Annotated in this window: 22 protein-coding genes and 2 pseudogenes; 16 read left to right on the top strand and 8 right to left on the bottom strand. The window is 48.7% G+C overall.

Features of this window, described 5'->3' with window-relative positions; translation table 11 throughout:
- Window positions 1-18 precede the first annotated feature (18 nt).
- The gene (locus ACLHV9_RS25105; RefSeq protein WP_234784053.1) at window positions 19-606 is read right to left on the bottom strand and encodes an MFS transporter; all 588 of its coding nucleotides are present in this window, start codon (window positions 604-606) and stop codon (window positions 19-21) included.
- 369 nt (window positions 607-975) lie between these two features.
- On the opposite strand from ACLHV9_RS25105, the gene ACLHV9_RS25100 reads away from it, so the two are divergent.
- The 4 genes and pseudogenes from ACLHV9_RS25100 (at window position 976) to ACLHV9_RS25085 (ending at window position 4,037) form a co-directional block, all read left to right on the top strand.
- On the top strand, window positions 976-1,680 hold the full coding sequence (locus ACLHV9_RS25100) for an IS6-like element IS26 family transposase (protein WP_001067855.1): 705 nt from the start codon (window positions 976-978) through the stop codon (window positions 1,678-1,680).
- An 82-nt stretch (window positions 1,681-1,762) separates the two neighbouring features.
- On the top strand, window positions 1,763-2,452 hold the full coding sequence (locus tag ACLHV9_RS25095; protein ID WP_407221225.1) for a diguanylate cyclase domain-containing protein: 690 nt from the start codon (window positions 1,763-1,765) through the stop codon (window positions 2,450-2,452).
- 120 nt (window positions 2,453-2,572) lie between these two features.
- A pseudogene (locus tag ACLHV9_RS25090) lies at window positions 2,573-2,704 on the top strand (IS5/IS1182 family transposase); the annotation flags it as partial.
- Window positions 2,705-3,014: 310 nt separating this feature from the next.
- A complete protein-coding gene (locus ACLHV9_RS25085; RefSeq protein WP_045899963.1) occupies window positions 3,015-4,037 on the top strand; it encodes an IS110 family transposase in 1,023 nt (340 codons plus the stop codon).
- Between the two features lie 869 nt (window positions 4,038-4,906).
- Here the strand turns inward: ACLHV9_RS25085 and ACLHV9_RS25080 are convergent.
- The gene (locus ACLHV9_RS25080; protein ID WP_311764709.1) at window positions 4,907-5,086 is read right to left on the bottom strand and encodes a hypothetical protein; all 180 of its coding nucleotides are present in this window, start codon (window positions 5,084-5,086) and stop codon (window positions 4,907-4,909) included.
- On the bottom strand, window positions 5,068-6,048 hold the full coding sequence (locus tag ACLHV9_RS25075; protein ID WP_407220155.1) for an IS5-like element ISKpn26 family transposase: 981 nt from the start codon (window positions 6,046-6,048) through the stop codon (window positions 5,068-5,070). The genes ACLHV9_RS25080 and ACLHV9_RS25075 overlap by 19 nt, the downstream gene beginning before the upstream one ends.
- A gap of 394 nt (window positions 6,049-6,442) precedes the next feature.
- On the opposite strand from ACLHV9_RS25075, the gene ACLHV9_RS25070 reads away from it, so the two are divergent.
- Genes ACLHV9_RS25070 through ACLHV9_RS25020 form a run of 11 tightly spaced genes read left to right on the top strand, consistent with a single transcriptional unit; the run spans window position 6,443 to window position 19,567 of the window.
- On the top strand, window positions 6,443-7,858 hold the full coding sequence (locus ACLHV9_RS25070; RefSeq protein ID WP_045899701.1) for an undecaprenyl-phosphate glucose phosphotransferase: 1,416 nt from the start codon (window positions 6,443-6,445) through the stop codon (window positions 7,856-7,858).
- Window positions 7,848-9,134 (top strand): outer membrane beta-barrel protein, encoded by a 1,287-nt coding sequence (locus ACLHV9_RS25065; RefSeq protein ID WP_045899700.1) that lies wholly within the window; start codon window positions 7,848-7,850, stop codon window positions 9,132-9,134. Before ACLHV9_RS25070 ends, ACLHV9_RS25065 begins: the two co-directional genes overlap by 11 nt.
- 1 nt (window position 9,135) lies before the next feature.
- Window positions 9,136-9,693: a polysaccharide biosynthesis/export family protein gene (locus ACLHV9_RS25060; RefSeq protein WP_003826038.1), complete on the top strand. Its 558-nt coding sequence runs from the start codon at window positions 9,136-9,138 to the stop codon at window positions 9,691-9,693.
- A 2-nt stretch (window positions 9,694-9,695) separates the two neighbouring features.
- Window positions 9,696-11,825 carry a GumC family protein gene (locus ACLHV9_RS25055; RefSeq protein WP_045899698.1) on the top strand — a complete coding sequence of 710 codons (2,130 nt, stop codon included), beginning with the start codon at window positions 9,696-9,698 and terminating at the stop codon, window positions 11,823-11,825.
- Complete coding sequence (locus tag ACLHV9_RS25050) at window positions 11,822-13,033, top strand: lipopolysaccharide biosynthesis protein (RefSeq protein ID WP_045899697.1); 1,212 nt, start codon at window positions 11,822-11,824, stop codon at window positions 13,031-13,033. The genes ACLHV9_RS25055 and ACLHV9_RS25050 overlap by 4 nt, the downstream gene beginning before the upstream one ends.
- The gene (locus tag ACLHV9_RS25045) at window positions 13,030-14,400 is read left to right on the top strand and encodes a hypothetical protein (RefSeq protein ID WP_008785587.1); all 1,371 of its coding nucleotides are present in this window, start codon (window positions 13,030-13,032) and stop codon (window positions 14,398-14,400) included. The genes ACLHV9_RS25050 and ACLHV9_RS25045 overlap by 4 nt, the downstream gene beginning before the upstream one ends.
- Before the next feature lie 4 nt (window positions 14,401-14,404).
- A complete protein-coding gene (locus ACLHV9_RS25040; protein ID WP_045899695.1) occupies window positions 14,405-15,394 on the top strand; it encodes a glycosyltransferase in 990 nt (329 codons plus the stop codon).
- A gap of 14 nt (window positions 15,395-15,408) precedes the next feature.
- Window positions 15,409-16,620, top strand: coding sequence for a glycosyltransferase family 4 protein (locus ACLHV9_RS25035; RefSeq protein ID WP_045899694.1), 1,212 nt, complete (start codon window positions 15,409-15,411; stop codon window positions 16,618-16,620).
- Between the two features lies 1 nt (window position 16,621).
- A complete protein-coding gene (locus tag ACLHV9_RS25030; protein ID WP_045899693.1) occupies window positions 16,622-17,734 on the top strand; it encodes a glycosyltransferase family 4 protein in 1,113 nt (370 codons plus the stop codon).
- A 2-nt stretch (window positions 17,735-17,736) separates the two neighbouring features.
- Complete coding sequence (locus ACLHV9_RS25025; RefSeq protein WP_003826052.1) at window positions 17,737-18,144, top strand: hypothetical protein; 408 nt, start codon at window positions 17,737-17,739, stop codon at window positions 18,142-18,144.
- A 31-nt stretch (window positions 18,145-18,175) separates the two neighbouring features.
- Window positions 18,176-19,567, top strand: a complete 1,392-nt coding sequence (locus ACLHV9_RS25020) for a DUF4832 domain-containing protein (RefSeq protein WP_407221223.1) — start codon at window positions 18,176-18,178, stop codon at window positions 19,565-19,567.
- Between the two features lie 46 nt (window positions 19,568-19,613).
- Here ACLHV9_RS25020 and galE read toward each other — a convergent pair whose 3' ends face one another.
- The 5 genes from galE to ACLHV9_RS24995 all read right to left on the bottom strand — a co-directional run bounded on the left by galE (window position 19,614) and on the right by ACLHV9_RS24995 (window position 24,152).
- Window positions 19,614-20,630, bottom strand: a complete 1,017-nt coding sequence (gene galE, locus ACLHV9_RS25015) for a UDP-glucose 4-epimerase GalE (protein ID WP_045899691.1) — start codon at window positions 20,628-20,630, stop codon at window positions 19,614-19,616.
- Window positions 20,631-20,697: 67 nt separating this feature from the next.
- The gene (locus ACLHV9_RS25010; protein WP_045899690.1) at window positions 20,698-21,636 is read right to left on the bottom strand and encodes a hypothetical protein; all 939 of its coding nucleotides are present in this window, start codon (window positions 21,634-21,636) and stop codon (window positions 20,698-20,700) included.
- A 207-nt stretch (window positions 21,637-21,843) separates the two neighbouring features.
- On the bottom strand, window positions 21,844-22,479 hold the full coding sequence (locus ACLHV9_RS25005) for a carbonic anhydrase (protein WP_003826059.1): 636 nt from the start codon (window positions 22,477-22,479) through the stop codon (window positions 21,844-21,846).
- A gap of 154 nt (window positions 22,480-22,633) precedes the next feature.
- Complete coding sequence (locus tag ACLHV9_RS25000) at window positions 22,634-23,410, bottom strand: aminotransferase class I/II-fold pyridoxal phosphate-dependent enzyme (RefSeq protein ID WP_262420194.1); 777 nt, start codon at window positions 23,408-23,410, stop codon at window positions 22,634-22,636.
- A gap of 44 nt (window positions 23,411-23,454) precedes the next feature.
- Window positions 23,455-24,152, bottom strand: a protein-coding gene (locus tag ACLHV9_RS24995) for an IS1-like element IS1B family transposase (RefSeq protein ID WP_095033700.1) whose coding sequence is annotated in 2 segments (ribosomal slippage) — window positions 23,455-23,903 and window positions 23,903-24,152 — 699 coding nt in all. Because the reading frame shifts where the segments join, the coding sequence is not laid out codon by codon here.
- Between the two features lie 56 nt (window positions 24,153-24,208).
- Here ACLHV9_RS24995 and ACLHV9_RS24990 point away from each other — a divergent pair.
- Window positions 24,209-24,451, top strand: a pseudogene (locus ACLHV9_RS24990) (IS3 family transposase); the annotation flags it as partial.
- Window positions 24,452-24,562: the final 111 nt, after the last annotated feature.

Below are 24,562 nucleotides of genomic sequence, written 5' to 3'. Positions count from 1 at the left end.
TGCAGGCGCCGTGCCGCGCTAATCCCGCACGCCCTGCGCCCGCTTCTCCATGCATATCATCGTATCGAGAGATCCGGTTATCATCGGCGTGCTCGGAGAACGGGGGGCCGCCTTGGCCTGGTTGGCGCGCCTCGGCTGCCTGCGGGCGATGGCCAGCACTGCCAGGAGCGTGAGCAACGCCGCCGCATAAAGGAACAGGCCGCCAGGGCCGACGATATTCATTGCAGCTGCTCCTATTAGGGGGCCAGCGGCTGTCCCGATCCCGTTGAGCAACAGAAGCCCGCGCGCGGTGCCGAGTAGCCGACCGGCCGGAAGATCGTCGTTTGCGACGGCGAGACACAACGAATAAATCGGGATGCCAAAGCCGCCGAACAGCGCACCTGCCGCAAGGAGCAGCGGCAGAGGCGCTTCCACCGCCAACGCTACGCCGATGGCAGACGCTGCGGACGCCAGCGCCGCACCGGCGATGACAAGATTCCGGGGCACTCGATCCGAAAGCCAACCGAGTGGCCAATGGAAGGCGAGCGTTCCACCAAGAACCGCAGCCATGAAGGCGGAGATACCGCCCACATCGAGGCCGATGCTCTGGGCGAAGTTCGCGCCCATGCCCCAGAAACCACCGATAGCCAGGCCGGCCAGGAAAGCGCCAGCCGCAGCGAGAGGTGATACGAGGACGAGGTCCCTGAACGACCCATTCCTGTTCCACCTGGGCCGGCGGATGACTGGGCAGCAAGGTGATCGGAACCACCGCCGCTGATATCAGCAGCGACACGATGAGGAACAATGTCACGTCGGCGGGCGGTGCGATGTTGAGTAACGCCTGCCCGATTGCCCATGAGCCCATAGAGACAACTCCGAATATCGACAGGAGCTGCCCGCGTGTGGATGGCAATGCGTGGGCGTTGAGCCAACGGCACTGTTGCAAATAGTCGGTGGTGATAAACTTATCATCCCCTTTTGCTGATGGAGCTGCACATGAACCCATTCAAAGGCCGGCATTTTCAGCGTGACATCATTCTGTGGGCCGTACGCTGGTACTGCAAATACGGCATCAGTTACCGTGAGCTGCAGGAGATGCTGGCTGAACGCGGAGTGAATGTCGATCACTCCACGATTTACCGCTGGGTTCAGCGTTATGCGCCTGAAATGGAAAAACGGCTGCGCTGGTACTGGCGTAACCCTTCCGATCTTTGCCCGTGGCACATGGATGAAACCTACGTGAAGGTCAATGGCCGCTGGGCGTATCTGTACCGGGCCGTCGACAGCCGGGGCCGCACTGTCGATTTTTATCTCTCCTCCCGTCGTAACAGCAAAGCTGCATACCGGTTTCTGGGTAAAATCCTCAACAACGTGAAGAAGTGGCAGATCCCGCGATTCATCAACACGGATAAAGCGCCCGCCTATGGTCGCGCGCTTGCTCTGCTCAAACGCGAAGGCCGGTGCCCGTCTGACGTTGAACACCGACAGATTAAGTACCGGAACAACGTGATTGAATGCGATCATGGCAAACTGAAACGGATAATCGGCGCCACGCTGGGATTTAAATCCATGAAGACGGCTTACGCCACCATCAAAGGTATTGAGGTGATGCGTGCACTACGCAAAGGCCAGGCCTCAGCATTTTATTATGGTGATCCCCTGGGCGAAATGCGCCTGGTAAGCAGAGTTTTTGAAATGTAAGGCCTTTGAATAAGACAAAAGGCTGCCTCATCGCTAACTTTGCAACAGTGCCCATGGAGATACCCTTGACCTGAATATGGTGATGGAGATCGAACGTCATCACCAGGCTATGCACGATATTGCACGAACTCTAGCTCAGGCAGTGATTGCCAGGACAGCAACAAGGGAACTGGTCAGCCAATACCATGAACGGCAGCAGGCATTTATTGACAGTATCGATTCGTATAAATCGTATCTTTTCGCTTACCGCAATCAGCATGATGCTTTAACAGGCTTACCATTACGTCATCTACTTTATCAGGAGTTTCCTGGTTTTCTCGCACGCTGTCAGAGAAACAGCAACAACCTGTATGTGTTGATAATGGATATCGATCGATTTAAGTCCATCAATGACACCTGGGGACATAATGCCGGGGACCTCGTACTGCAACAAGTTACACAGCGTTTAAAATCAGCCACTCGCAATACCGAGCGTCTTTATCGATTTGGTGGCGAAGAGTTTATTATCCTGTTGGAAACGACGACCACGCTTGCAGCGCAATCAGCAGCGGAGAGAATACGGTGTAGCCTGGCTGACCAGGATTTTCTAATTTCTGGGCAACCGGTAAAAGTCACCGTAACCGGCGGATTGACACAAGTGCAAGAACACGAAGGGCTGTATGAAATAATTAACCGAGCCGACGAAGCCATGTACTACGGCAAAAATAATGGGCGTAACTGTTGCGTGATAAAGCGAGTGGATAAGGATTCGTGCCAGATTTTGCCGCTGTGAATTTATACCTAAGCTAGTCACAGAAAGCTATCCCGACCCGACTCAAACCCAGGGAAGGTGCGAACAAGTCCCTGATATGAGATCATGTTTGTCATCTGGAGCCATGGAACAGGGTTCATTATGAGTCATCAACTTACCTTCGCCGACAGTGAATTCAGCAGTAAGCGCCGTCAGACCAGAAAAGAGATTTTCTTGTCCCGCATGGAGCAGATTCTGCCATGGCAAAACATGGTGGAAGTCATCGAGCCGTTTTAGGGGTCAGTTTGGATATAGAGAATTATTGTACGGTAAGCCTGTTTTTTGAACAGGCTTACCTGTAGCAATAGGGTGTACTCCCGCGCTATACAGCGTTTTCAGGGGATTTTGTCTTAATCGGATAACCTAAATGCGATACAGCAAGAGCGACAACCTAAAAGCGATAGCCACTGACGATAAATCAATCACTTACGTATCCGAATTGGTTAAATAATGTGCTTAACGAATGGAAGGGACTTCCCCTGATTATGCGCCTGATTAACTCTTGTGCAATCATGGGGTAAACACAACCCCGGAGGGATTCGTTATGACCATTACTACTGTCGGTATCGATCTTGCTAAAAATGTGTTCGCTGTTCATTGCGTTGACCAGAATGGCAAAACCGTTCTGGTTAAATCCAGAGTAACCCGCGCAGCTCTTCCCGGGCTGATTGCTGGTTTGCCGCCCTGTGTTATCGGGATGGAGGCGTGCTCCGGGGCTCATTACTGGGCAAGACTGTTTCGGCAGTATGGTCATGAGCCGCGTCTGATGGCCGCTAAATTTGTATCGCCTTACCGCATCGCTGGTAAATCAGGGAAAAATGATGCAGCTGATGCTCAGGCTATCTGCGAGGCGGTTCGTCGCCCACATATGCGGTTTGTGCCGGTTAAGGATGAGAGCCAGCAGGCAATGCAGTGTCTGCATCGTACCCGACAGGGTTTTATCGAAGAGAAAACAGCAACATATAATCGTCTCCGGGGGTTGATATCTGAATTCGGCGTTATCGCCCCACAAAGTACAGATGCCCTGCGCCACATAGTTTTTGAGCAGAAGAATTCTTTACCACTTCAGGTTCAGCAATGTGTTGATGATTTGCTGGAGCACGTTGCTCGCATTGAAGATAACATCGCTGAATATGACCGAATTTTGTCCCGCATGGCCAAAACAGATCATCGCAGTCAGCGGCTGATGGAATTGAAGGGCGTTGGCCCCACAACGGCCTGTGCGCTGGTCGCCAGTATCGGTAATGCACATGATTTTAAGAATGGGCGCCAGCTGGCAGCCTGGCTGGGACTGACACCATCGCAGTACAGCAGCGGCGGAAAGTCGAAGCTTGGCAGGATAACGAAAGCTGGCGATTCGTATCTGAGAACACTTCTGGTTCAGGGTGCCCGCTCGGTACTGATCGGGGCGGAGAAAAGGACTGATTTATTCAGTCGTTGGGTCTGCTCACTGGTCGAACGCAGAGGATACTGGCGCGCTGTTGTTGCCATCGCTGCCAAAAATGCAAGACTGTGCTGGGCATCATTGCATTACGGTGATGATTTCAGGTTGTACTCAGCCAGCTAAAGTACAAAGCTGTATGACCATCTGATCTGCAACTCGTTGATGATAAAGGGTTAGACCCCGTGAGGTATATCTACTTATTGTACAGGGCAAGTGTACCCGACTAACGAACTAGAGCCTCACGAGCGTCTTTCATCAGGGTCCGAATCGATGACGATTCATCATGACCGTTTATAGTACCGCAGTCTCTCCCCTTTATTTTTTTACTATAGTGCAGACAGAAACCGTAAACACCGGCGTTGACATGCCGGGGAAGCCCTTATAGTACAATAATTTTCGATATCCAAACTGACCCCCTTCAGAAAAGCATAAATGCTACGGCTTCTGACCGTGGTATCAAAAACAGGCAGCGCGCTCTGCTCCTCAGGAACCACAAGACCATATTCAGGTTTTCCCTTCATGCTTATGCAGCAGCGCCAGGGGAACCCATCCGGTCTGCCCGTCAGAAAGCCGTTCACACCACATCCAGCCATTCAGCGATCTCAGCCCGTCGTAGCCGGAAATGCAGCTTCAATATTCGGCTTAAGAATGCCGAGCAGCGCGCAGGCATTCCAGGAATGCGCCAAAGGCGCATAGAGGCGCCCTCAGAAGTTGACCAGAACACAGGAGTTAATGGCGCCGTAGCCCGGCGCAGCCGGTAACGTTGATGATAGGTTCCACCAATCCATCCCTTCGCCCTGCTAAGCCATGACCCGCTTATAGCTATGATGTCGTTTCATTAAGCCCTTTTAACTCCGGTGAGCGGGCTGTACGGCGCTTGCGACGTACAGGGCGTGATTTCCGGAGCCGTGGAGCCGGCAAAGCCGGTGCCCGGGGGCTGTATTGAGATCCTGCCGCGATGTTACTGGCAGCAACTCAAATGTTTAGTTACATCATCCAGCATTAAGGAAGGTGCGAATAAGCAGGTCATTTCTTCCCAAGCTGACTCGCTGATTAAAATTTCGCGGATCTGGGCCGATTTTTTTCCCGCAAACACATCGAATCAGCCTATTTAGGCTATTTTTTCCACCATTTCTGGCGTTATTTCCGGTTTTTACTGAGATCTCTCCCACTGACGTATCATTTGGTCCACCCGAAACAGGTTGGCCAGGGTGAATAACATCGCCAGTTGGTTATCGTTTTTCAGCAGCCCCTTGTATCTGGCTTTCACGAAGCCGAACTGCCGCTTGATGATGCGAAACGGGTGCTCCACCCTGGCACGGATGCTGGCTTTCATGTATTCGATGTTGATGGCCGTTTTGTTCTTGCGCGGATGCTGCTTCAAGGTTTTTACCTTGCCGGGACGCTCGGCGATCAGCCAGTCCACATCCACCTCGGCCAGCTCCTCGCGCTGTGGCGCTCCCTGGTAGCCGGCATCGGCTGAGACAAATTGCTCCTCTCCATGAAGCAGATTACCCAGCTGATTGAGGTCATGCTCGTTGGCCGCGGTGGTGACCAGGCTGTGGGTCAGGCCACTCTTGGCATCGACACCAATGTGGGCCTTCATGCCAAAGTGCCACTGATTGCCTTTCTTGGTCTGATGCATCTCCGGATCGCGTTGCTGCTCTTTGTTCTTGGTAGAGTTGGGTGCCTCAATGATGGTGGCATCCACCAAAGTGCCTTGGGTCATCATGACGCCTGCTTCGGCCAGCCAGCGATTGATGGTCTTGAACAATTGACGGGCCAGTTGATGCTGCTCGAGCAGGTGGCGGAAATTCATGATGGTGGTGCGATCCGGCAGGGCGCTATCCAGGGATAATCGGGCAAACAGGCGCATGGAGGCGATTTCGTACAGGGCATCTTCCATGGCACCGTCGCTCAGGTTGTACCAATGCTGCATGCAGTGAATACGCAGCATGGTCTCCAGCGGATAGGGCCGTCGGCCATTGCCCGCCTTGGGATAAAACGGCTCGATGACAGCGGTCATATTCTGCCATGGCAGAATCTGCTCCATGCGGGAGAGGAAAATCTCTTTTCGGGTCTGACGGCGCTTAGTGCTGAATTCACTATCGGCGAAGGTGAGTTGATGGCTCATGATGTCCCTCTGGGATGCGCTCCGGATGAATATGATGATCTCATATCAGGAACTTGTTCGCACCTTCCTAAGTTGATTCAACGTCACTGAAACAATACTTTTGTGCAATTTATCATACATAAAACACTTTTTCATAGACCATGGGATGTTATCTGTCAATAGCGAAAATGTTGTTAAAGGTTATATTTTTTGCTGAGGTAGATAAAACTTCTATTGATGTCATCTGCATTAAAATCATATAGATACGATTTCACTGGGGAGTGTTGTCACAGTAATGAGTATTATTTTTTACATTTACTGACAATGTACCATTGCGTTTTTTAGACTTGTGATATAATTAGCAACATGAAATGAGAAAAAAACAATTAAAGATCAATAAATAATGGGCTGAGATATGCTTAAAAAATCGCTAAAGATTAGCAGCCAAGGATATCCAGTCTTTTTAAAACTGGTCGATTTCATTGTTATCAATGTGACGTTAATTTTTAGTGCCCATCTGCTGGGTTTGGTGCCCTTTAACACCATTGCCATTTTGAGTCTTCTCTTCTCAATCTTTTTCTTGCTGTTTGCTGAATACATTAAAATGTACCAGCAAAAGATTAAGACGATCGGTTTACGTAATCAAAAGCGCTTGGTTTTTTGTACGCTGCTGGCGATTTTTTTTAACGAACTGGTCAGTATGACGGTGGCTGAACCTGAGTCACTGGGCTACTTAGACAGACTGCCTTCCCCTTTTTATTCAGCCATTATTTACTGGTACTTCATTCCATTACCTTTTCTTTACTACATTCGTTTTTTTATTTTTAAGTATTCAACGAAAAAGAGTATCCGTGTGGCGATTATTGGTCTGACCGACAATGGTCTGGCCGCAGAAACCGCGCTAATGAATGAATACGCCAATATCACATTAGATCTGGCCTTTTATGATGAGCGCGCCTTATCTCGCTGTGGCGATGTCGTTGATAAGGTTAAAAGCCCCTTTCGTGGTCCGGTGATCAATCTGGTCGAGGAAGCCAAGAAGGGAAACATAGACGAAATCTATATTGCTTTACCGATGGTTGCTTTACATCGTATTCGTCACTTTTTGGCCATGATGTCAGACACCACCGTAGATACCTATATTGTCCCTGACTTTTATACCTACAGTAACAACATGTCCAAGTTACGCTCCATCCACAATCTGCAAACTATCGGTATCTTTAGTTCACCTTTTGAGGGGGCGGGCTCGTTTATTAAGCGGGCGGAAGATTTGGTTCTTGGCAGCATCATTATGGTGATGATTTCCTCCCTGATGCTGGCGATTGCCATTGGTATCAAACTCACGTCCCGTGGGCAGGTTTTTTTCAAACAGGACCGCTATGGCTTGAGTGGGCAAAAAATTAAGGTCTGGAAGTTTCGTTCTATGCGCGTCATGGAGAATTCCGATACGGTTATTCAGGCCACTAAAAACGATCCGCGGGTAACCAAATTCGGGAGCTTTTTGCGCCGCACTTCGCTGGATGAACTTCCGCAATTTATTAACGTTTTGCAGGGAAGTATGTCGATTGTCGGTCCCAGACCTCATGCGGTTACGCATAATGAGCAGTACCGAAAACAGGTCGAAAATTACATGATTCGCCATAAAGTTAAGCCAGGGATCACTGGGCTTGCGCAGATCAACGGGTTCCGCGGGGAGATCGATGCGCTTTATAAGATGGAAAAAAGGGTTCAGTACGATATTGAGTACATTCAAAACTGGTCGTTATGGCTGGATATAAAAATTATTATTAAAACTATTTTCAAAGGATTTGTCGGTAAGAATGCATACTAAATTACTCGTTATTACCGGAATCGTGATATCGCAGTCCGCATGGGCTGATTTAACACCGAAATCACACATTGGCTTTGCGGGGATAGACTTCCAGGGCAAGGTCGCTGTGGACTATGGTTATAATGATAACGTGTCTTATCAGCCACATAGCAGCGATGCTATCGGTTCATCGTTTCAGAGTGCGGCGCCCGTTCTGAGCATGATTGGAGAGCGTGGTCAGGATAAGTATTTGCTGATGTACTCTGGGGATTATCGTAATTACTCAAGCGATTCTGCTGATAACTACAACGATCATTTTTTCCGTTTTAACGGTGCCTGGCGTTATGGACTCAAGCATGGCTTAACCCTCAATCTGGAGGATTCGCTTGGGCATGAATCCCGCGGTCGTGACATCACCGAGGGGTTTCTACCGAGTCAGTTTGAGCAGTATGGGATTAAATCTCCGCTGACGACGAATTTTATCAATAGCGAATTGCGCTACAGCTACGGTGCGCCTGATGGTCGCGGCAAAGCGGAACTGGCGTTGTTATACAAAAAACTGACTTTCGGTAACACCTCTGATGTTCGGGACAGCAGTGAGGACTTCTACAATTATATTCAGGAACAGGAATGGCATGAAAATAGCCTGATAGCGGAAGTTTTTGACCAATACTCATCCAGAACGCGCTTTCGCTATAGCTTTATTACTAACCAGCGTCGCTATGATAACAACTCAGATAAAGACACTAATGAGTATTATTTACTGTATGGCCTGAAGTCGCAGTTGACGGGGAAAACCAATGTCGACATGAATATTTCATGGCTGTATAAAACATTTGAAAACAACGCAAACTCGCATGATTTTAATGGTCTAAACTGGGACATAAAAGCGGAGTGGAAGCCGTTACAGCAGTCTGTTTTCACGGCCCACTCTGCGCAAAGCATTAAAGACCCATCGGAAGTTGGGGGATATATTTTAGTGACCCAGTATGGCCTTTCTTACCAGCATTTCTGGTTAGGCACTCGTTTTTCTACTTTATTGGACTACTCATTCACTTCGGAAGACTATAAAAAACAGAACAAGGATCGACATGATAAAGATGGCGTGTTTAGTGTCACCATGAGCTATGACTACACGCCGTCGGTTAATTTTGAGATTAAATATCAGATAGATACATTAAATTCGAATAAGGATACTGACTCGTTTTATATCGGTCCCAACGACAATCAGGAAGTCATTAGAACGTTGGGTTATGATAATTCTATGATTATGCTTAAAGCTAAGGTTCAGATCTAAAATGAAAATAATAGAACTGTGCGCGGTTTTGCTATTCAGTATCCTGTTGGTCGGATGCACAGCGTCCAGCCCGCGATTAATGGACGATCCTGCTACTGTTCAGCAGGATTACCGGCTTGGGGCGGGGGATACGGTCAATATCGCTGTTCATGGTCAACCCGATATGACGATGCGGTTTATTTTGGATAAGAGCGGGGAAATTAATTTCCCGTTTGTTGGTGCTCTTAAATTACAAGATAAAACAGTTGATCAAGTGACTAAAGAATTAACTCAACGCCTGACCGGAGATTATTTTACATCTCCAATGGTGACGGTGAGTATTGCCGAGTTCCGCAAATACTATGTTTCAGGTGAGGTAAAAAGTCCAAATGGCTTCGCCTATGAGCCAGGGCTTACCGTCGAGAAATCTATTGCGCAGGCGGGTGGATTTACAGATCGTGCTGACCGAAAAGATATCAACATTCGCCTGTCAGGGAGCAATCAGCTGCTTGAGAATGTCGATTTAACGCACTCTGTTCATCCTGGGGATGTCGTGATTATTGGCATGGGGTTCTTCTGACGATGAAACTATCAATAGTGGAAAACGGCAAAAAACGAGAAAGCAGTGTCGAATTCTCCCGCTTTGCCAAAGAGCTGAAAAAGAACGCCTGGAAAATCGCGCTGGCCGGTATCGTTGCCGGGGTCGTCGCGTATCCGTTAATCAGCATGATGTCCTCAAAGTATGTTTCAACGGCGACGGTGCTGATTAAGGCGCAGGCTGATAACGTTTCTCCGTTTCCACAGGTTGATGGTTTCGATTCAACACGCAGTGGTTACTACGAAACACAATATGCGTTGATGCATTCACGTATTGTGCTGGAGCAAGCCGTACGTGATATGAAGCTGGATGAAAACCCGGAGTTTACCGGGGAAAAAGCCGGTGCTCAGGGGGCTGATAGCAATGAAAGTCGGCAACTGAGAATGGAGCAAGCGCTGAAAACGTTATCGAAAAACCTGAATGTCATCGGTATTCGCACGACGAACCTGGCGTCCATTACCTATGAATCAACTTCGCCTCAGGTTGCGGCTGATATTGCCAACGGCGTCGCGCAGGCTTTCATCAACTATACGGTGGAGCAGAAACGTCTGAAGGTGGAGAAAGCTCGCGAACTGAATTTTGAAAAAATGGAAGAGATTCAGAAGTCGATAGCTAAGCAAAAAGACGAGATGGACAGCTATCTGAAAAATGCCGGTCTGCTGACCTTCCGCGGTATCGATGGTTTTGAAACCGAGCAGTTAAGTATCGTAACTAATCGCCTGGCCGATGCGACCCAGCGTCGGGTTGCCGCTGAATCCGTCTATAACGAGGTGAACGGGGGAGGTAAGTCCATTGAGAGCGTTATCTCGCTGCCTTCGGTCTCTAACCACGCTCAGATCCAGGATTTGCGCATTGCGTTGATTCAGGCGCAACGAACGTTGTCCGAACAGCGTAAAGTCTATGGGCCAAAAAATCCCGCCATTTTAAAAGCCGAGGCCGATGTTCAGTCGATCCAAAGCCAGACCGGACGAGTGTTGGGCGAGCTGAAAGTCGGTTTACGTCAGCAATATCTGGCGGCGCTGGCGGACGAAAAAAACTATCAACAGCAAGTGATTGAGCAGAAAGAGATCTTCCAGAAAATGGCGTCAAAACGGGATGCCTGGAACAGTCAAAAGCTGTCGTTAGATAAAATGGAAGACCTGTATAAATCGCTTTATCAACGTACTCAGGAGCTGTCGCTGTCCGGCGTGAATGCCGATGCGGTGTTATACGACCCTGCGGTTCCCGCGTTAAAACCGGCGAAACCGAATAAATCTTTATTGTTGCTGATGGTGGTCATGCTGGTGGTGGTGTTCAGCATCATGTATTTCATTGTCAAAGCGGCAATGGATAACTCAATCGGTACCCTCAGTCGCATGAAAAAACGGCTCAATGTTGTTCCGCTGGGTGAAATTCGTCGTTTTAGCGGAACCTCAGGGCGCGCACAGGTGCGGGACATGATCATGAAGAACCCGCTTAATGCCGATATTGTGCACGGTATCCGTACCCGGATTATGCTGGATAGTCGACCTTTACAGACGCTCGCCGTGGCGTCGACGGAGCACGGCGATGGGCGTTCTTTGTTGGCGAATCTGTTAGCGAACTCTTTTAGTTTCGACCAGAAAACACTGCTTATTGATGCAGATTTCTTTAACAGTGGTGGGCTCACATCCGAGCTGGCGTCAGCTACATCCGCAGGCTTAGCGGAACTGCTGCGCGGGGAGACAGAGCTTGAACAGGCGAGGATCAAACTCAGTGATAATCTCGACTTTATTCCACACGGCAAGAACACCATCTCATCTTTACTGATGCTGTCGTCGGAGCATGTTGAACTCTTAATGCGCGAGTTGAAATCGCATTATCAGCGCATCATTATTGATGTTGCTGCTGTGAATCAGAGCCAGGATGTTCAACTGATCAAACGTGCCGTCGATGGCGTTGTTTTCATTGTGAAAGCCGGGGCGGGGTCGGCGGGACAAATCGCCAACGCGCTGGATAAGATCGAGGAAAATAACGGCGTGGTGATTGGTGCGGTGCTCAATGCAGTTGAAGAAAAGGATCTTGAGACGCAAGAGGGTCTGCGTTCACTGAACTTCAGTACCGATCAACTGATGGCAACGCCAGGCCGCGTATGAGTCTACTGAAGAGCGCTTCCACGATAGCCGGTTCATCAGTCATCTCGCAGTTGATTGGTGCACTGTCTATTTGGTTGATTTCACACAAGTACGATATGGCTGAAGTGGGGCTTTATGCGCTCAACTACAGCATCGCCGTGGTGGGCGCTCAGGTGTGTACCTTTGCATCACAGCTGTTAATTCCTAAACAGCAGGATGATGAACTGGTGCAGAATGTCGTGTTTTGCCTAATACAAAGCACGATCATTGCCTTACCTTACGCCGTACTCACCGCGTGGCTGTTTCACCAGAACATCCTGTTCCTCTATTTACTGACGCTGGCAACGGCGTGGGTTTTAATCTCGGAAAACCTGTCGCTACGCACGGCTAACTTTCGTTTTCTGATCTTCCAGCGTATTTCTGTTTCTGTGGTCGTTGTACTTTCCGTCCTTCTTACGCACCATGTACAACTATTTTATTGGTCGTGGGCCTGCGTGACGATGGTGCTGACCATAAGCTGTATTTTGCATTCGTTTGATATTCGTTCGGTGGCGGCCAGACATCTGCGACCCGCCAGTAATTGGCATTTTTTCAAACAGAATATTCATCACATTACCAAAGTGGGCAGCGCGGAAGTGTTGGCGATGGCCAGCAGCAATTTGCCTATTATGCTGATTAACTTTTGGTTCTCGGCGCTGACGGCGGGTTATTTTTCCGTGGTTAGCCGCTTTTGCCTGGCTCCGGTGGTGATCATCGGGAATGCGGTGCGTAATACTATTTTTTCCAAGTGGTCTATCGACTTCAGAAATAATACCTTTAACTATCAGGAGTATACCAAGGTACGTATGCTATTGTTGGTACTGGGGGTTATCTGTACTCTTGGCGTGTTTATTTTCTACCCGATTGTGATGCGCCTTGGTTTTAGCGAAGACTGGATAAACTCCATTGAGACATCACGCTACATGTTGCCCTATTTATTCCCGGCGCTGGCGATAAGCCCTCTGACGGTGATAGAGCTTATTTTTGGTTCCCATCGCTATTTTCTGCGTATCCAACTGGAACAGCTGGCGATTGTACTCTTCGCTTTTGTTGTGACGCCCTATTTTTATAAAGATTATGCAACGTCGGTCATCTTGTTTTCTTCACTGACATTTATTCGCTACGCCTTCATTTATCTGAAAATGAATAAGCGAGCCAATCTCCTGAAAGACAAGCCGGTGATACTATGACGCTGAATACCGGATACTATTTACAGGTTTATACCTTTGTCACGCTGATCCTGTGTGGCCTGGTGCAATACTTTACCGGCATGCAGTCAGTGCTGTGGATACCTTTTTTCCTGACCCTGTTGATGGTGGGATTATTGGTGATGCAGACGCGTGATGGCTCCTTACATCTGGATGCCCAGGAGACGATTGTCCTGGCGTTGTACTTTTCGTTTCTGGTGCTGGCTGGAGCATCGACGCTGATTCAGGGCGGGATCACCGTCGCGATTGTGGCATTTAAAAATGAAATTGCGCTGTCGCTGGTGATGATCTGTTTGCTGCTGGGCTTTTGCAGGGAATCACAGATTTACCGCGCAACGCGCTATCTGTATTGGGTGTTTTACGCGCAGATTCCGGTAATGATTTATCAGGTTTTACTGGTTGTTCCCCAGCGCGTTGCGGTGCGCGGCGAAGATGAGAAATGGGACTCCGTGGTTGGCACGTTTGGCGGTGACCCAATGGGAGGCGGGAATACTGCCGCAATGGGCCTGTTTTGCCTGTTAATTATGTTGTTAAAAGTCTCAGAATATAAGCATGGACTCACCACGTTCAAATCCATGGCGCTGCATATTGTTCTCGGTATCGGGTTATGCATCATTGGTGAAGTGAAGTTTGTCATCCTGCTATCGCCTATATTCCTGGCGTGGGTGTGGCTTTCACCGAGCTACGTCAAAGACGTTAGTAAGGTCAATCTGAAGACGTTGTTGGTTATTGTGGCGGGAATGCTGTTGCTTATTAGCCTGTCGATTGTGATCCTCGCGTACTATTATTCTACAGCGTTCGGTGGCGATCCATCGAAAAGCTCGTTAAGTATTTTTATCGACTCCTTAAGCTATATCTTTGATCCGAACTACATTATGTCTACCGGTGAATTAGGGCGCTTTACGACGTTCCTGTTCTGGTTGAAAAATAACGATCTGTGGGGGCTTTCAGGAACGTTATTTGGCTACGGACTCAATGCCACTAACAGTGGTAGTACGGTGTCGCCGGGCTTTTTGAATATTATCTACAACTTAATTCTCGACTCGACTTCCCTGAGTATGCTGCTGTGGGAAGTTGGGGTGATCGGCACGTTGCTCTTTATTAGCTTATTCATTTATATCCTGAAAGTTTGTCAGCCAAAGCCATTACTGACGCTTGAACAACTGGACCAGCAGGATCTCCAGTTATTGAGCTTTGCACCGGCGTTTAACGCTTTTGCTATCAGTTGCTTAATTAGCTTACCTTACAGCCAGATACTGATGATTACACCGATGTTACAATTCCTGTTCTATTTATCACTAGGATCAAGTTTAGTGATTCGTCGAACCGTCCTTCGCTGCGTAGGGTAATTGTATGGACCAAAAACCGTTTATTTCAGTGAGTATTAAAACACTCAATGAATCTAAATGTATTGAGAAGACGATTGACAGTATCCGTAAGCAGCTTATTGATTATCCACACAAAATTATTGTGGCAGATAGTCTGTCAACGGATAACACCCAACAGCTTGCGATCGATAAAGGGGTGACCGTAGTGTCCTTAACTGACCCTGGCGATCGCTGCTGTGGCGTCGGGCACCAGTTAGGTTATCTGTATAGTGAAGGGGAATATCTGCTGCTGATGGACGGCGACATGGAGCTGGAGGAGGACTTTGTGGATCAGGCCGTCGCGTTTTTGCAGGCCGAACCAGAATATGCAGGCGTTGCGGGAACCGTTGAAATGGACGATGCCGTAAACTATGAATTTAAATCGCGTAAGCAACGCATTAATAAAATCTATCCACTCGGGGATAGCGATCATCTGGGTGGCGGTGGGCTGTATCGTCGGTCGGCAATTGAAAAAATTGGTTATCTGACTAACCGTAATTTGCACGCGTATGAAGAGGCTGAACTGGGCCTGCGTTTAATCGAAGCAGGCTATAAACTGCGGCGTCTGGATATTCCTTACTTCAGCCATACGTCACATACGCTGCCGACGTTTAAGATGCTGGCGCGGCGCTGGACCAGTGGTTATTACCAGGCGCCAGGTGAGCTTTTGCGTTGTAGTTGGGGGAAACCCTGGTTTTCCCAGTCATTCAACATCGTGAAGAATGAGGCGGTATTTGCGCTCTACCTTATTCTCTTATTTGTGACGCTGCTCAGTTTAAATATCAATGTGTTTGCCGTTGCGCTTCTACCATTACTGGCGTTTGCTTTGTTGAAGATTGTGCAAAACCGCTCGTTAACAGATGGGCTGCAAAGCGTTATTAATTTAATCGTACGCTCAGCGGGGCTGATCAAAGGTATTTTTTATCCGGTACGCGATCCGCTGACTCCGCCTAACAGTAAAATCATTCATGAATAACCGGGGCAGGCGCCATGAAAGTATTATTGGTTAACAAGTTTTTTTTCATCAAAGGCGGCGCGGAAACGGTTTATTTTCAAGAGCGCGATATGCTGAAACAGGCCGGAGTGCAGGTTATTGATTTCTCTATGCTTCATGAGAATAATTTCCCCTCGGACTATACGGATTATTTCGTAAGTAATGTGGACTACCACAAAGCGAGCAATCTGCTGGGTGGTATCAAAACGGCGGTTAACTTTATTCATAATTCGCAGGCCTGCAAAAAAATGCTGGCGTTATTAGAAAAAGAGCGCCCGGATATTGTCCACTTTCACAACATCTACCATCAGTTAACACCGGCGTTGATTAAAGTTGCGCGCAATTTTGGCTGCAAAACGGTGCTGACTGCGCATGACTATAAGATTGTGTGCCCCGCGTATTCTATGCTGCGCGACGGCAAGGTGTGTGATTCCTGTATTACCGGAACGGTTTTCAATGCCTTCAGGTATCGTTGTCAGGAAGGTTCAGCCTCAAAAAGTTTACTGCTCTCCCTGGAGGCAACCTGGCAGTACATTGCACAAAACTATCAGGCACTGGATGTGATTGTTTCACCAAGCGTTTTTTTACGCGGTGTTTTGCTGCGCACGCTGCCAAATTCGCGCATTGATGTCATCGTCAATGGCGTTGATGACAGCCGTCCCCTGGCCGAAGTAAGCGATGAAGGCTATATGCTGTACTTCGGCCGTCTGAGCCGTGAAAAGGGCGTGGCAACGTTGTTGGCAGCGCATAAAAAAATGCAGAACAGCGCGCCGCTGAAAGTTGTGGGGCACGGTCCGTTGCATGATGAATTAGCCGCCAAATATCCGGATGTTGAGTTTTTAGGTTATGTGCAACAAGGGGAAGCCCTCGACAACCTTATTAAGCATGCGCGAGCGGTGATCCTGCCTTCAGAATGCTATGAAAACTGTTCTATGGCGATATTAGAGGCGATGTCCTTAGGCAAACCGGTTATCGGGTCGCGCATCGGCGGTATACCGGAACAAATTCGTGACGGTGTCGAAGGGATTTTATTCGAACCGGGCAATGTGCAGGAGTTAGCCAATGCGATGGACGCTCTGGCCGACTCGCCTGAGAAGGCGAGGAATATGGGTTTACATGGTCGTGCGCGGTTGAGTGAAAAATATGCGCTGAATAAACATATGGATACCCTCCAGGCGCTGTATAAAGAACTGCTGAGCAGGCCATAGTATGAGTAAAAAAATAACGGTTTTTGGAACGCGTGGTATTCCCGATGTATTGGGCGGTGTGGAGACACACTGTCAGAATCTTTATCCTGCCATTAAACAGCAGTTCGACGTGGATATTTGCGTGATTGCTCGCTCGCCATATGTAAATTACAAACGATCGGTATATAAGAAAGTCGAAACCTACGCGCTGTGGGCGCCCAAAAAGCGCTCGCTGGAAGCGATTGTCCATTCCGTTTTAGCGGCGTTTAGGACACGTATCGACCATTCAGATATTGTGCATGTCCATGCTATCGGCCCCGGCCTTGTGATCCCACTCTTACGCGTGATGGGTAAAAAGGTGGTTTTTACCCACCACGGGCCCGATTACGATCGCCAGAAATGGGGGTTTGTAGCCAAAAAAATATTGTTGCTGGGTGAGCGTTGGGCGGTGAGATATGCCAACGAGGTGATTGTGATTTCTGACGTTATTAATCAACTGATCCAGAAAAAACACGGTCGCTATGATGCGCATTTAATTCACAATGGCGTGAACGAGCCGAGGTTATTATCACAGCTTACCATCGACAATACGCTCTCCCGCTTTGGGCTGCAGCCGAAAAACTACCTCGTGGTGGTTGGGCGGTTTGTGGAAGAAAAAGGGATGCATGATGCCATCGCCGCTTATCAACACAGTGGTTTGACCATGCCGTTAGTGTTAATTGGCGATGCGGATCATCCGACCGAATACAGCGTGCGCCTCAAAAAGCTTGCCGCCGACACGCCAGGCGTTGTGATGACTGGTTTTTTACGTGGTGACGAACTTCAGGCGGTGTTTTCGCAGGCTAAATTGTTTGTGATGCCCTCATACCATGAAGGATTGCCTATTGCGCTGCTGGAGGCAATGTCATTTTCTCTTCCGGCCGTCGTCAGTGATATTCCGGCTAACCTTGAAGTTCAACTGCCCGCCGAGGACTATTTTAAGGTGGGAGATGTAACCGGTCTGGCTGAAAAATTAGGCCAAGGGGCAACAGCAAATAGCGTGGACTATGGTGTATATTTGCAAAACTACAATTGGCATGAAATCGCCAAAAAGACGGTTAACGTCTACCACTCCATTGATAAAGATATAGGTTAATTTTGACCAGTCCTCAAAATCGTCCTCCTGCCATCGAACGGTTTTACGCTCACCTTGATGAGCGGATAGCGGAGGAATTGACCCCTGAACAAAAAGAAGGGGTGGAAAAAGCGCTCCTTGCTACAACCCTGACTTCGCGGCATCAGATCGATATTCGCAGAAGCTTTCCTTTTTTCAGTAAGCGTTATTATCTGGTTTTTTTGTTTGGCAGAGATTTACGCCGCCAGCATCGCCAGGAATCAACCCTGTCGAGAATGTTGCTCACTTTTTTGCTGCTGATTGCCGTGCTATTCGTCACCTGCTGCATATTGCTGACGCTGTATATGATCAAATCCGCGTTAGGTATTGATGTGTTCCAAAATTTTCACGTAGGTATCTGGGACTGGTGGTTAAGCCTGAAAGACCGCTAGCGTTAACAAATTGGTGGAGGACGTCATTGCGATGAAGCGTAAATGGGTTTGTGCGTTGTTGTGCATGTTTTTCCCGCTGACGGTTATGGCCGCATTGACGACCGTTACCCCCAAAGCATTGACGGGCCCGTTAACCAATCCGGGGATTGGCGTGGCAAGTTTTCATCAGGGATATGGTGAAACGCTGGGGCTGGCGGACTATCCCAATACCGGATTTGAATACGAGCGTTTTTACTGGCGGGATCTGGAGCCAGTCGAAGGCCAGTACAATTTTGCGTTGGTGGATGATGCCTTCAAATACGCGGCGGCACATCGTCCTGCGATGAATGTCGGGCTACGATTTATGGCTCTGGCAGAGCCGGAAAGCGGTTCGCAAATACCTGACTGGCTGATTAAAAAAGGTGTGAAAGGAACCTGGACGCCGGATAAAAAGACATTTGCCCCGGATTTAGACGATCCTCTGTTTATTGAATACAGCCAGCGTCTGTTGAACGCATTTGGTAAACGCTACGATGGTAATGAGAATCTCGCGTTTGTTGATATTGGCATGGTGGGATCGTGGGGAGAATGGCATAACAGCAACTTCCCGAACCTGAAGCCATTACTGGAGCGATACACCACGGCGCAACTGGATCGCTACGTCGCGATGCACTTTTCTGCTTTTCCGGTGACGCCAAAAACCATGCTGATAAGCGGCGGTCAAAGTCTGGCGAATGCGGTGGCGCGTGGGGCTGGGTGGCGTGCGGACTGTTGGGGGGACCTGCGCGTATTTTCGGACACCTGGAACCATATGGCTGATGATTACCCGCAGCGATTGCTGGCTGCGCAGCAGAGTTATTCAGGGTTCAACGACGTCTGGAAACGTGCGCCGGTGAGTCTGGAGATCTGCTCGTATATGCAGGACTGGAAGAACACCTTTCACTATACACGTGCTGAAGTGCAGGGGATTTTTGACTGGGCGGTCAAGCAGCACGCCAGTACCATTAACCTGAAATCGAGAACGATACCCAGCGACTATCGACCGATTGTCGACAATGCGCTGACCAAATTGGGCTATCGATTTCGCCTTGCGTCCCTGAGCCATGAGCCCGTGTGGGACAGTGGACAAACGCTGACATTAAACAGTACTTGGTACAATGAGGGTATCGCACCGATTTATCTGCCATACATGCTGGCATTCCGGGTCGTAGACAGCGCCAATAAGGTGGTGGCACAGGGGAATTCCGCGGAGGATATTCGCCGCTGGCTCCCCGGTAAGTATCAGGTCAGTTATGCGTTATCTATGCCAGGCCGACTGGCGAAAGGGCAATACGCGATTGAGGTTGCGATGCTGGATAAGTCGGGTGCGGCGAGAATTAACTTTGCCAATGAAGGGAAACAGAGCAGCGGCTGGTACCGGGTGTCAACAATAACGGTACGCTAGTCAGACACAGCAGCGAGCCTGACGGTCAGGCTCGCTGCTGAGAACATTAAATTTGATACCCATTCGGGTTATTTTTTTGCCAGTTCCAGGTGTCACGCATCATTTCATCAAGGTTATAGATGGCCTTCCAACCTAGCTCTTTGTATGCCAGCGATGGGTCAGACCAACATTCGGCAATATCTCCGGGTCTTCTGGCGACAAACTGATAATTAATTTTTGTCTGTGCCGCTTTTTCAAATGCCTCAATGAGGTCAAGTACGGAATACCCGACTCCAGTACCGAGATTAATCACTTTGTGAGCCGCGCCTTTGTTCTGGCAATCCAGCGCGGCTAAATGACCGGTCGCCAGATCCATGACGTGAATATAATCACGCACACCGGTACCATCAGGGGTTGGATAATCATTACCGTATACCGATACGGTTTCCAGCTTACCAATCGCGACCTGGGAGATATACGGAACCAGGTTATTAGGGATACCGTTAGGATCTTCACCAATCCGACCCGATGGATGGGCGCCAACCGGGTTGAAATAGCGCAGGCAGGTAATGCGAAAATCGGGTTGTGCACGTGAGAAATCGGCCAGAATTTGTTCGACCATCAACTTAGAGGTGCCGTACGGATTAGTGGTGCCGCCCGTAGGTGATTGCTCGCTCAGCGGTACGCTTTCTGGATTACCATATACCGTGGCAGATGAGCTAAAAATGAAACGATTAACGCCTGCAGCCAGCATTTCATCCAGCAAAACCAGCGTACCGGTGACGTTGTTTTCATAGTAGGCGAGGGGCTCTTTTATCGACTCTGAAACCGATTTGAGTCCCGCAAAATGAATGACATCGGTGATGTTATGGTCGGCGAAAATGTTTTTTAATGCCTGCCTGTCGAGAACATCGGCGATATAGACAGTGGGCTCTCTTCCGGTGAGTTCCGCGACCCTGTCCAGCGAGATTCTGCTGGCGTTCGCCAGATTATCGATGACTACGACATCATCGCCTCTTTCCAGTAGCGTTAACACAGTATGTGAACCAATATAACCTGCACCACCAGTGACAAGAATTGCCATACAGACTCCAGAAAAATGCTATAAACCCGAGCGATTTTCTACCAATGCCACCCGAGAATCCAGTGAATCAGTTATTTTGCCGGGTAAGGTAAGTGTTTCTGTATTTTATCATACATTTATATGCTATTTTTTTAAAGATTGCCAACAGACTGAACTTATTAACTTTTGTATCATAAACAATATAGTTATTTGAGAAGTTCAGCGTGTGGACGCCGTCACTGTGGTTGATCGACGAATTGATTTGTTCGATCAGAGTTTCAGCAAAATTAGCGTCGTTTAGTGTCACTAATTCTTTGATATAGATTGATTTTCCATAAGTTTCAGGTGTGCACTCCTGTGTAAGGAAGTACATTTTATTTTCGACCTGATAGGAGGCACCTGCACCTCGATGATGAGGATTGCTCACCTTTAATGAGGGGGTAATCCGCTGCCATTGTCCATAAATATGATCTGCGGAATGAATAATTATTTCGTTATCCATCGTGGTGGACAACAGATAACAGGTTTCATTAACTGAGATAAATACGTTGTCAGTTAATTCGGTATCAGAGATTAAAACTTTAACTTGCTTCCAGCGTGCAGGGAACTCAATTGACTGAAACAGTATTACCTCTTTTCTTTCTGAAGACTCGGGGATCATGAAGAGTTGATCGTTGATATGTATCAGATAAGGGAATGACAAATGACACTTTAAGTCGTCAAAGCCTTCAAGCCTAATATCTTCAAGTTCAACCAGTTCACGGTCTAGAACGCGACATCGTAGCGTGCCTTTTGAGTTGCGAAAGCTAAGAGCTTCATAGAAAACATACAGTTTATCGTCTTTTTCAATCAGAAAAGGATCGGCCTGAAATGTATATTTCTTTTTTAACTGCTGCGCAGTGGATTTGCTTAATATCTCCAGAGTGTTGTCGGGGAATGAGTGTGTACCATTATCCTTAATAAGCATGATGTCCCACGACTCATGATAAAATAACTTATCCATTATTCTTTTTATTTTTGTTTGCATCTGCACCTGCTCCTTTTTATCGTCTGCACCATGTATGAACAGCTGTTTGCGACTCAGTGAATGAGCCTGCCGCAATGTTGTATAAATGTGCGAAAACCGATGTGGAACACCAGTGGCTACTTTAAAACTAGTCGCAAGCCCCTGTTTTGTCCACTAACAGAAATAGGGAGAGGAGATGTCCAGAGCATCCTTGCTCCAGTGGGGGAATTACTCGAAATGCACCTGCGGGTTATCTGCAAGGGAAACGTAGGTTTTGCTGTTTTTATCCAGGGTACGGATTTCACCGCTTTCGATGTCATACACCCAACCGTGCAGACGAAGCGCATTATTGCGCAGCCCAACCGCGACACAAGGATGCGTTTTAATGTTGTTAAGCTGTGCGATAACGTTCTCTTCCACCATGGCGTTAACTTTATCGATTGGGTTATCCCAGGTTTTTTTATCGACCACGGCTTTCGCGGCATCGGCATAGTGCAGCCAGTGAGCGACAGCGGGCATCGGATCCAGGGGCTGGCTATCGGCAATGGCTTTCATCGCGCCACAATTGGAGTGACCGCAGATGACGATATCCGTTACGCCAAGTGCGACAACCGCGTATTCGATGGTTGCGGATACACCACCTGGTTCCGGACCAAATGACGGTACGATATTACCGGCGTTGCGGATAACGAAAAGCTGTCCTGGATCTTGCTGAGTAACGAGTTCTGGAACCAGGCGGCTATCGGAACAGGAGATGAAAAGTGCCTTAGGATTCTGGCTGGATGCCAGGCTGCGGAAGAGTTCCTTGCGTTGAGGGAAAATCTCTTTTTGGAAGTTGAGGAAGCCCTCGATGATATGTTGCATAGCAGTGTCTCTTGTCTCTGTTTAAGCAGGTTATGATGAAGATCACACTTTCCAGTTTAACACCAGCCGACAGAAGAGAAAGACTTTATAGCAGTTCAGCAACATCTTTGGATAATTTTGCCCCACCGTGGCAGGGCAAATCGTGTGATGTACGCTATGCGTTCTGCCATTTCTGGTATGCCGCTTTTAGCCTGTTCATCGCTTCTACCAGTACCGGGCGGGGGCAGCCCACGTTGAGTCTCATGTGCCCCTCTCCACCGGGACCGTATTGCGCCCCAGGTGACAGGCCAAGCCTGGCGTCATGCACAAAAAAAGCGCTTAGCTGCTCATCGCTGAGATCCATTTTTTCCGCATTCAGAAACAGAAGATACGACGCGCCGCCATACACAATGGAAATCAAGGGACAGTACTTTTCGATTTCACTTTTTACAAACGCTACATTGTCGGCCAGATAGACCAATAATTTCTGGTGCCAGTCGGCGCAATGGGTAAAAGCGCTATAAATGGCCGCCTGCTGTAATGAATGCGTCTCGGCAAGGTAGCAGTTATCCAGAAAGTGGTAGAACTGATGGCGTAATTCATCATTCTTAATAATGGCGATTCCGCCCTGGATCGCCGCCGTATTGAAGGTCTTGCTGATGGAAGTAAGCACGATTGACCGACTATCTGGCGCTTCATCAACAGTAAAAAACGGCAAATGGCGCTTTCCTGGCAGGGTTAAATCACTATGCACTTCATCAGACAGAATGATGACGCCTGCCTGCTGGCAATAGTGGCTTATTTTTTCCAACGTTTCCCGCGACCACACCATTCCACCTGGATTATGCGGTGAAGGGAACAAAAACATTTTGCACTGCTTGAGTTTCTCGCTGAAATCATGCCAGTCAAATTCATAGTGCCCGTTTTTCTCAATGAGGCGCGTCTGAATCAAATTCCTACCGCTGGTGTTTACCAGATTAGGGTAATGACTCCAACTTATTGATAGTGTTTTATGTTCAGATAATGCCCGATGACTTTGTCATGCAGCTCCACCGATTTTGAGAACGACAGCGACTTCCGTCCCAGCCGTGCCAGGTGCTGCCTCAGATTCAGGTTATGCCGCTCAATTCGCTGCGTATATCGCTTGCTGATTACGTGCAGCTTTCCCTTCAGGCGGGATTCATACAGCGGCCAGCCATCCGTCATCCATATCACCACGTCAAAGGGTGACAGCAGGCTCATAAGACGCCCCAGCGTCGCCATAGTGCGTTCACCGAATACGTGCGCAACAACCGTCTTCCGGAGCCTGTCATACGCGTAAAACAGCCAGCGCTGGCGCGATTTAGCCCCGACGTATCCCCACTGTTCGTCCATTTCCGCGCAGACGATGACGTCACTGCCCGGCTGTATGCGCGAGGTTACCGACTGCGGCCTGAGTTTTTTAAATGGCGGAAAATCGTGTTGAGGCCAACGCCCATAATGCGGGCGGTTGCCCGGCATCCAACGCCATTCATGGCCATATCAATGATTTTCTGGTGCGTACCGGGTTGAGAAGCGGTGTAAGTGAACTGCAGTTGCCATGTTTTACGGCAGTGAGAGCAGAGATAGCGCTGATGTCCGGCAGTGCTTTTGCCGTTACGCACCACCCCGTCAGTAGCTGAACAGGAGGGACAGCTGATAGAAACAGAAGCCACTGGAGCACCTCAAAAACACCATCATACACTAAATCAGTAAGTTGGCAGCATCACCCTTCTGCCGGGCTAATAACCTGGTCCCGAGCATGAGCCGGCGTGGCAACTGCTGGGATAATGCGGTGGCCGAATCGTTCTTCAGTTCACTGAAAAAAGAGCGCATCAGGAAGAGAATATACAAAACCCGGGATCTAGCCCGGGCGGATATCTTCGATTACATTGAAGTGTTCTACAACCGGGCCCGGCGCCACAGTCACCTCGGCGGCGTCAGTCCGGAGGCCTTCGAACAGGCCTCGTCGTGAGGACAGAATTTGTCTACGGGCGTGGGGTCAGTCCAATCAACGGCTCGGAAGTGTCTAGATTATCCGTGGCGATTCAATTATTCTAAAGTTTTCGACCGCTATACACTCTTA

The organism is Enterobacter sp. CPE_E890 (genome assembly GCF_046521475.1).
Lineage (GTDB): Bacteria > Pseudomonadota > Gammaproteobacteria > Enterobacterales > Enterobacteriaceae > Enterobacter > Enterobacter adelaidei.
This window is presented reverse-complemented; position numbering and strand designations above follow the sequence as displayed.

Bases quoted from the DNA above. Each gene is read 5' to 3' on its own strand.
- ACLHV9_RS25105 (WP_234784053.1), bottom strand. From the start codon at position 606: ATGGGCGCGAACTTCGCCCAGAGCATCGGCCTCGATGTGGGCGGTATC.
- ACLHV9_RS25100 (WP_001067855.1), top strand. From the start codon at position 976: ATGAACCCATTCAAAGGCCGGCATTTTCAGCGTGACATCATTCTGTGG.
- ACLHV9_RS25095 (WP_407221225.1), top strand. From the start codon at position 1,763: ATGGAGATCGAACGTCATCACCAGGCTATGCACGATATTGCACGAACT.
- ACLHV9_RS25085 (WP_045899963.1), top strand. From the start codon at position 3,015: ATGACCATTACTACTGTCGGTATCGATCTTGCTAAAAATGTGTTCGCT.
- ACLHV9_RS25075 (WP_407220155.1), bottom strand. From the start codon at position 6,048: ATGAGCCATCAACTCACCTTCGCCGATAGTGAATTCAGCACTAAGCGC.
- ACLHV9_RS25070 (WP_045899701.1), top strand. From the start codon at position 6,443: ATGCTTAAAAAATCGCTAAAGATTAGCAGCCAAGGATATCCAGTCTTT.
- ACLHV9_RS25065 (WP_045899700.1), top strand. From the start codon at position 7,848: ATGCATACTAAATTACTCGTTATTACCGGAATCGTGATATCGCAGTCC.
- ACLHV9_RS25060 (WP_003826038.1), top strand. From the start codon at position 9,136: ATGAAAATAATAGAACTGTGCGCGGTTTTGCTATTCAGTATCCTGTTG.
- ACLHV9_RS25055 (WP_045899698.1), top strand. From the start codon at position 9,696: ATGAAACTATCAATAGTGGAAAACGGCAAAAAACGAGAAAGCAGTGTC.
- ACLHV9_RS25050 (WP_045899697.1), top strand. From the start codon at position 11,822: ATGAGTCTACTGAAGAGCGCTTCCACGATAGCCGGTTCATCAGTCATC.
- ACLHV9_RS25045 (WP_008785587.1), top strand. From the start codon at position 13,030: ATGACGCTGAATACCGGATACTATTTACAGGTTTATACCTTTGTCACG.
- ACLHV9_RS25040 (WP_045899695.1), top strand. From the start codon at position 14,405: ATGGACCAAAAACCGTTTATTTCAGTGAGTATTAAAACACTCAATGAA.
- ACLHV9_RS25035 (WP_045899694.1), top strand. From the start codon at position 15,409: ATGAAAGTATTATTGGTTAACAAGTTTTTTTTCATCAAAGGCGGCGCG.
- ACLHV9_RS25030 (WP_045899693.1), top strand. From the start codon at position 16,622: ATGAGTAAAAAAATAACGGTTTTTGGAACGCGTGGTATTCCCGATGTA.
- ACLHV9_RS25020 (WP_407221223.1), top strand. From the start codon at position 18,176: ATGAAGCGTAAATGGGTTTGTGCGTTGTTGTGCATGTTTTTCCCGCTG.
- galE (WP_045899691.1), bottom strand. From the start codon at position 20,630: ATGGCAATTCTTGTCACTGGTGGTGCAGGTTATATTGGTTCACATACT.
- ACLHV9_RS25010 (WP_045899690.1), bottom strand. From the start codon at position 21,636: ATGCAAACAAAAATAAAAAGAATAATGGATAAGTTATTTTATCATGAG.
- ACLHV9_RS25005 (WP_003826059.1), bottom strand. From the start codon at position 22,479: ATGCAACATATCATCGAGGGCTTCCTCAACTTCCAAAAAGAGATTTTC.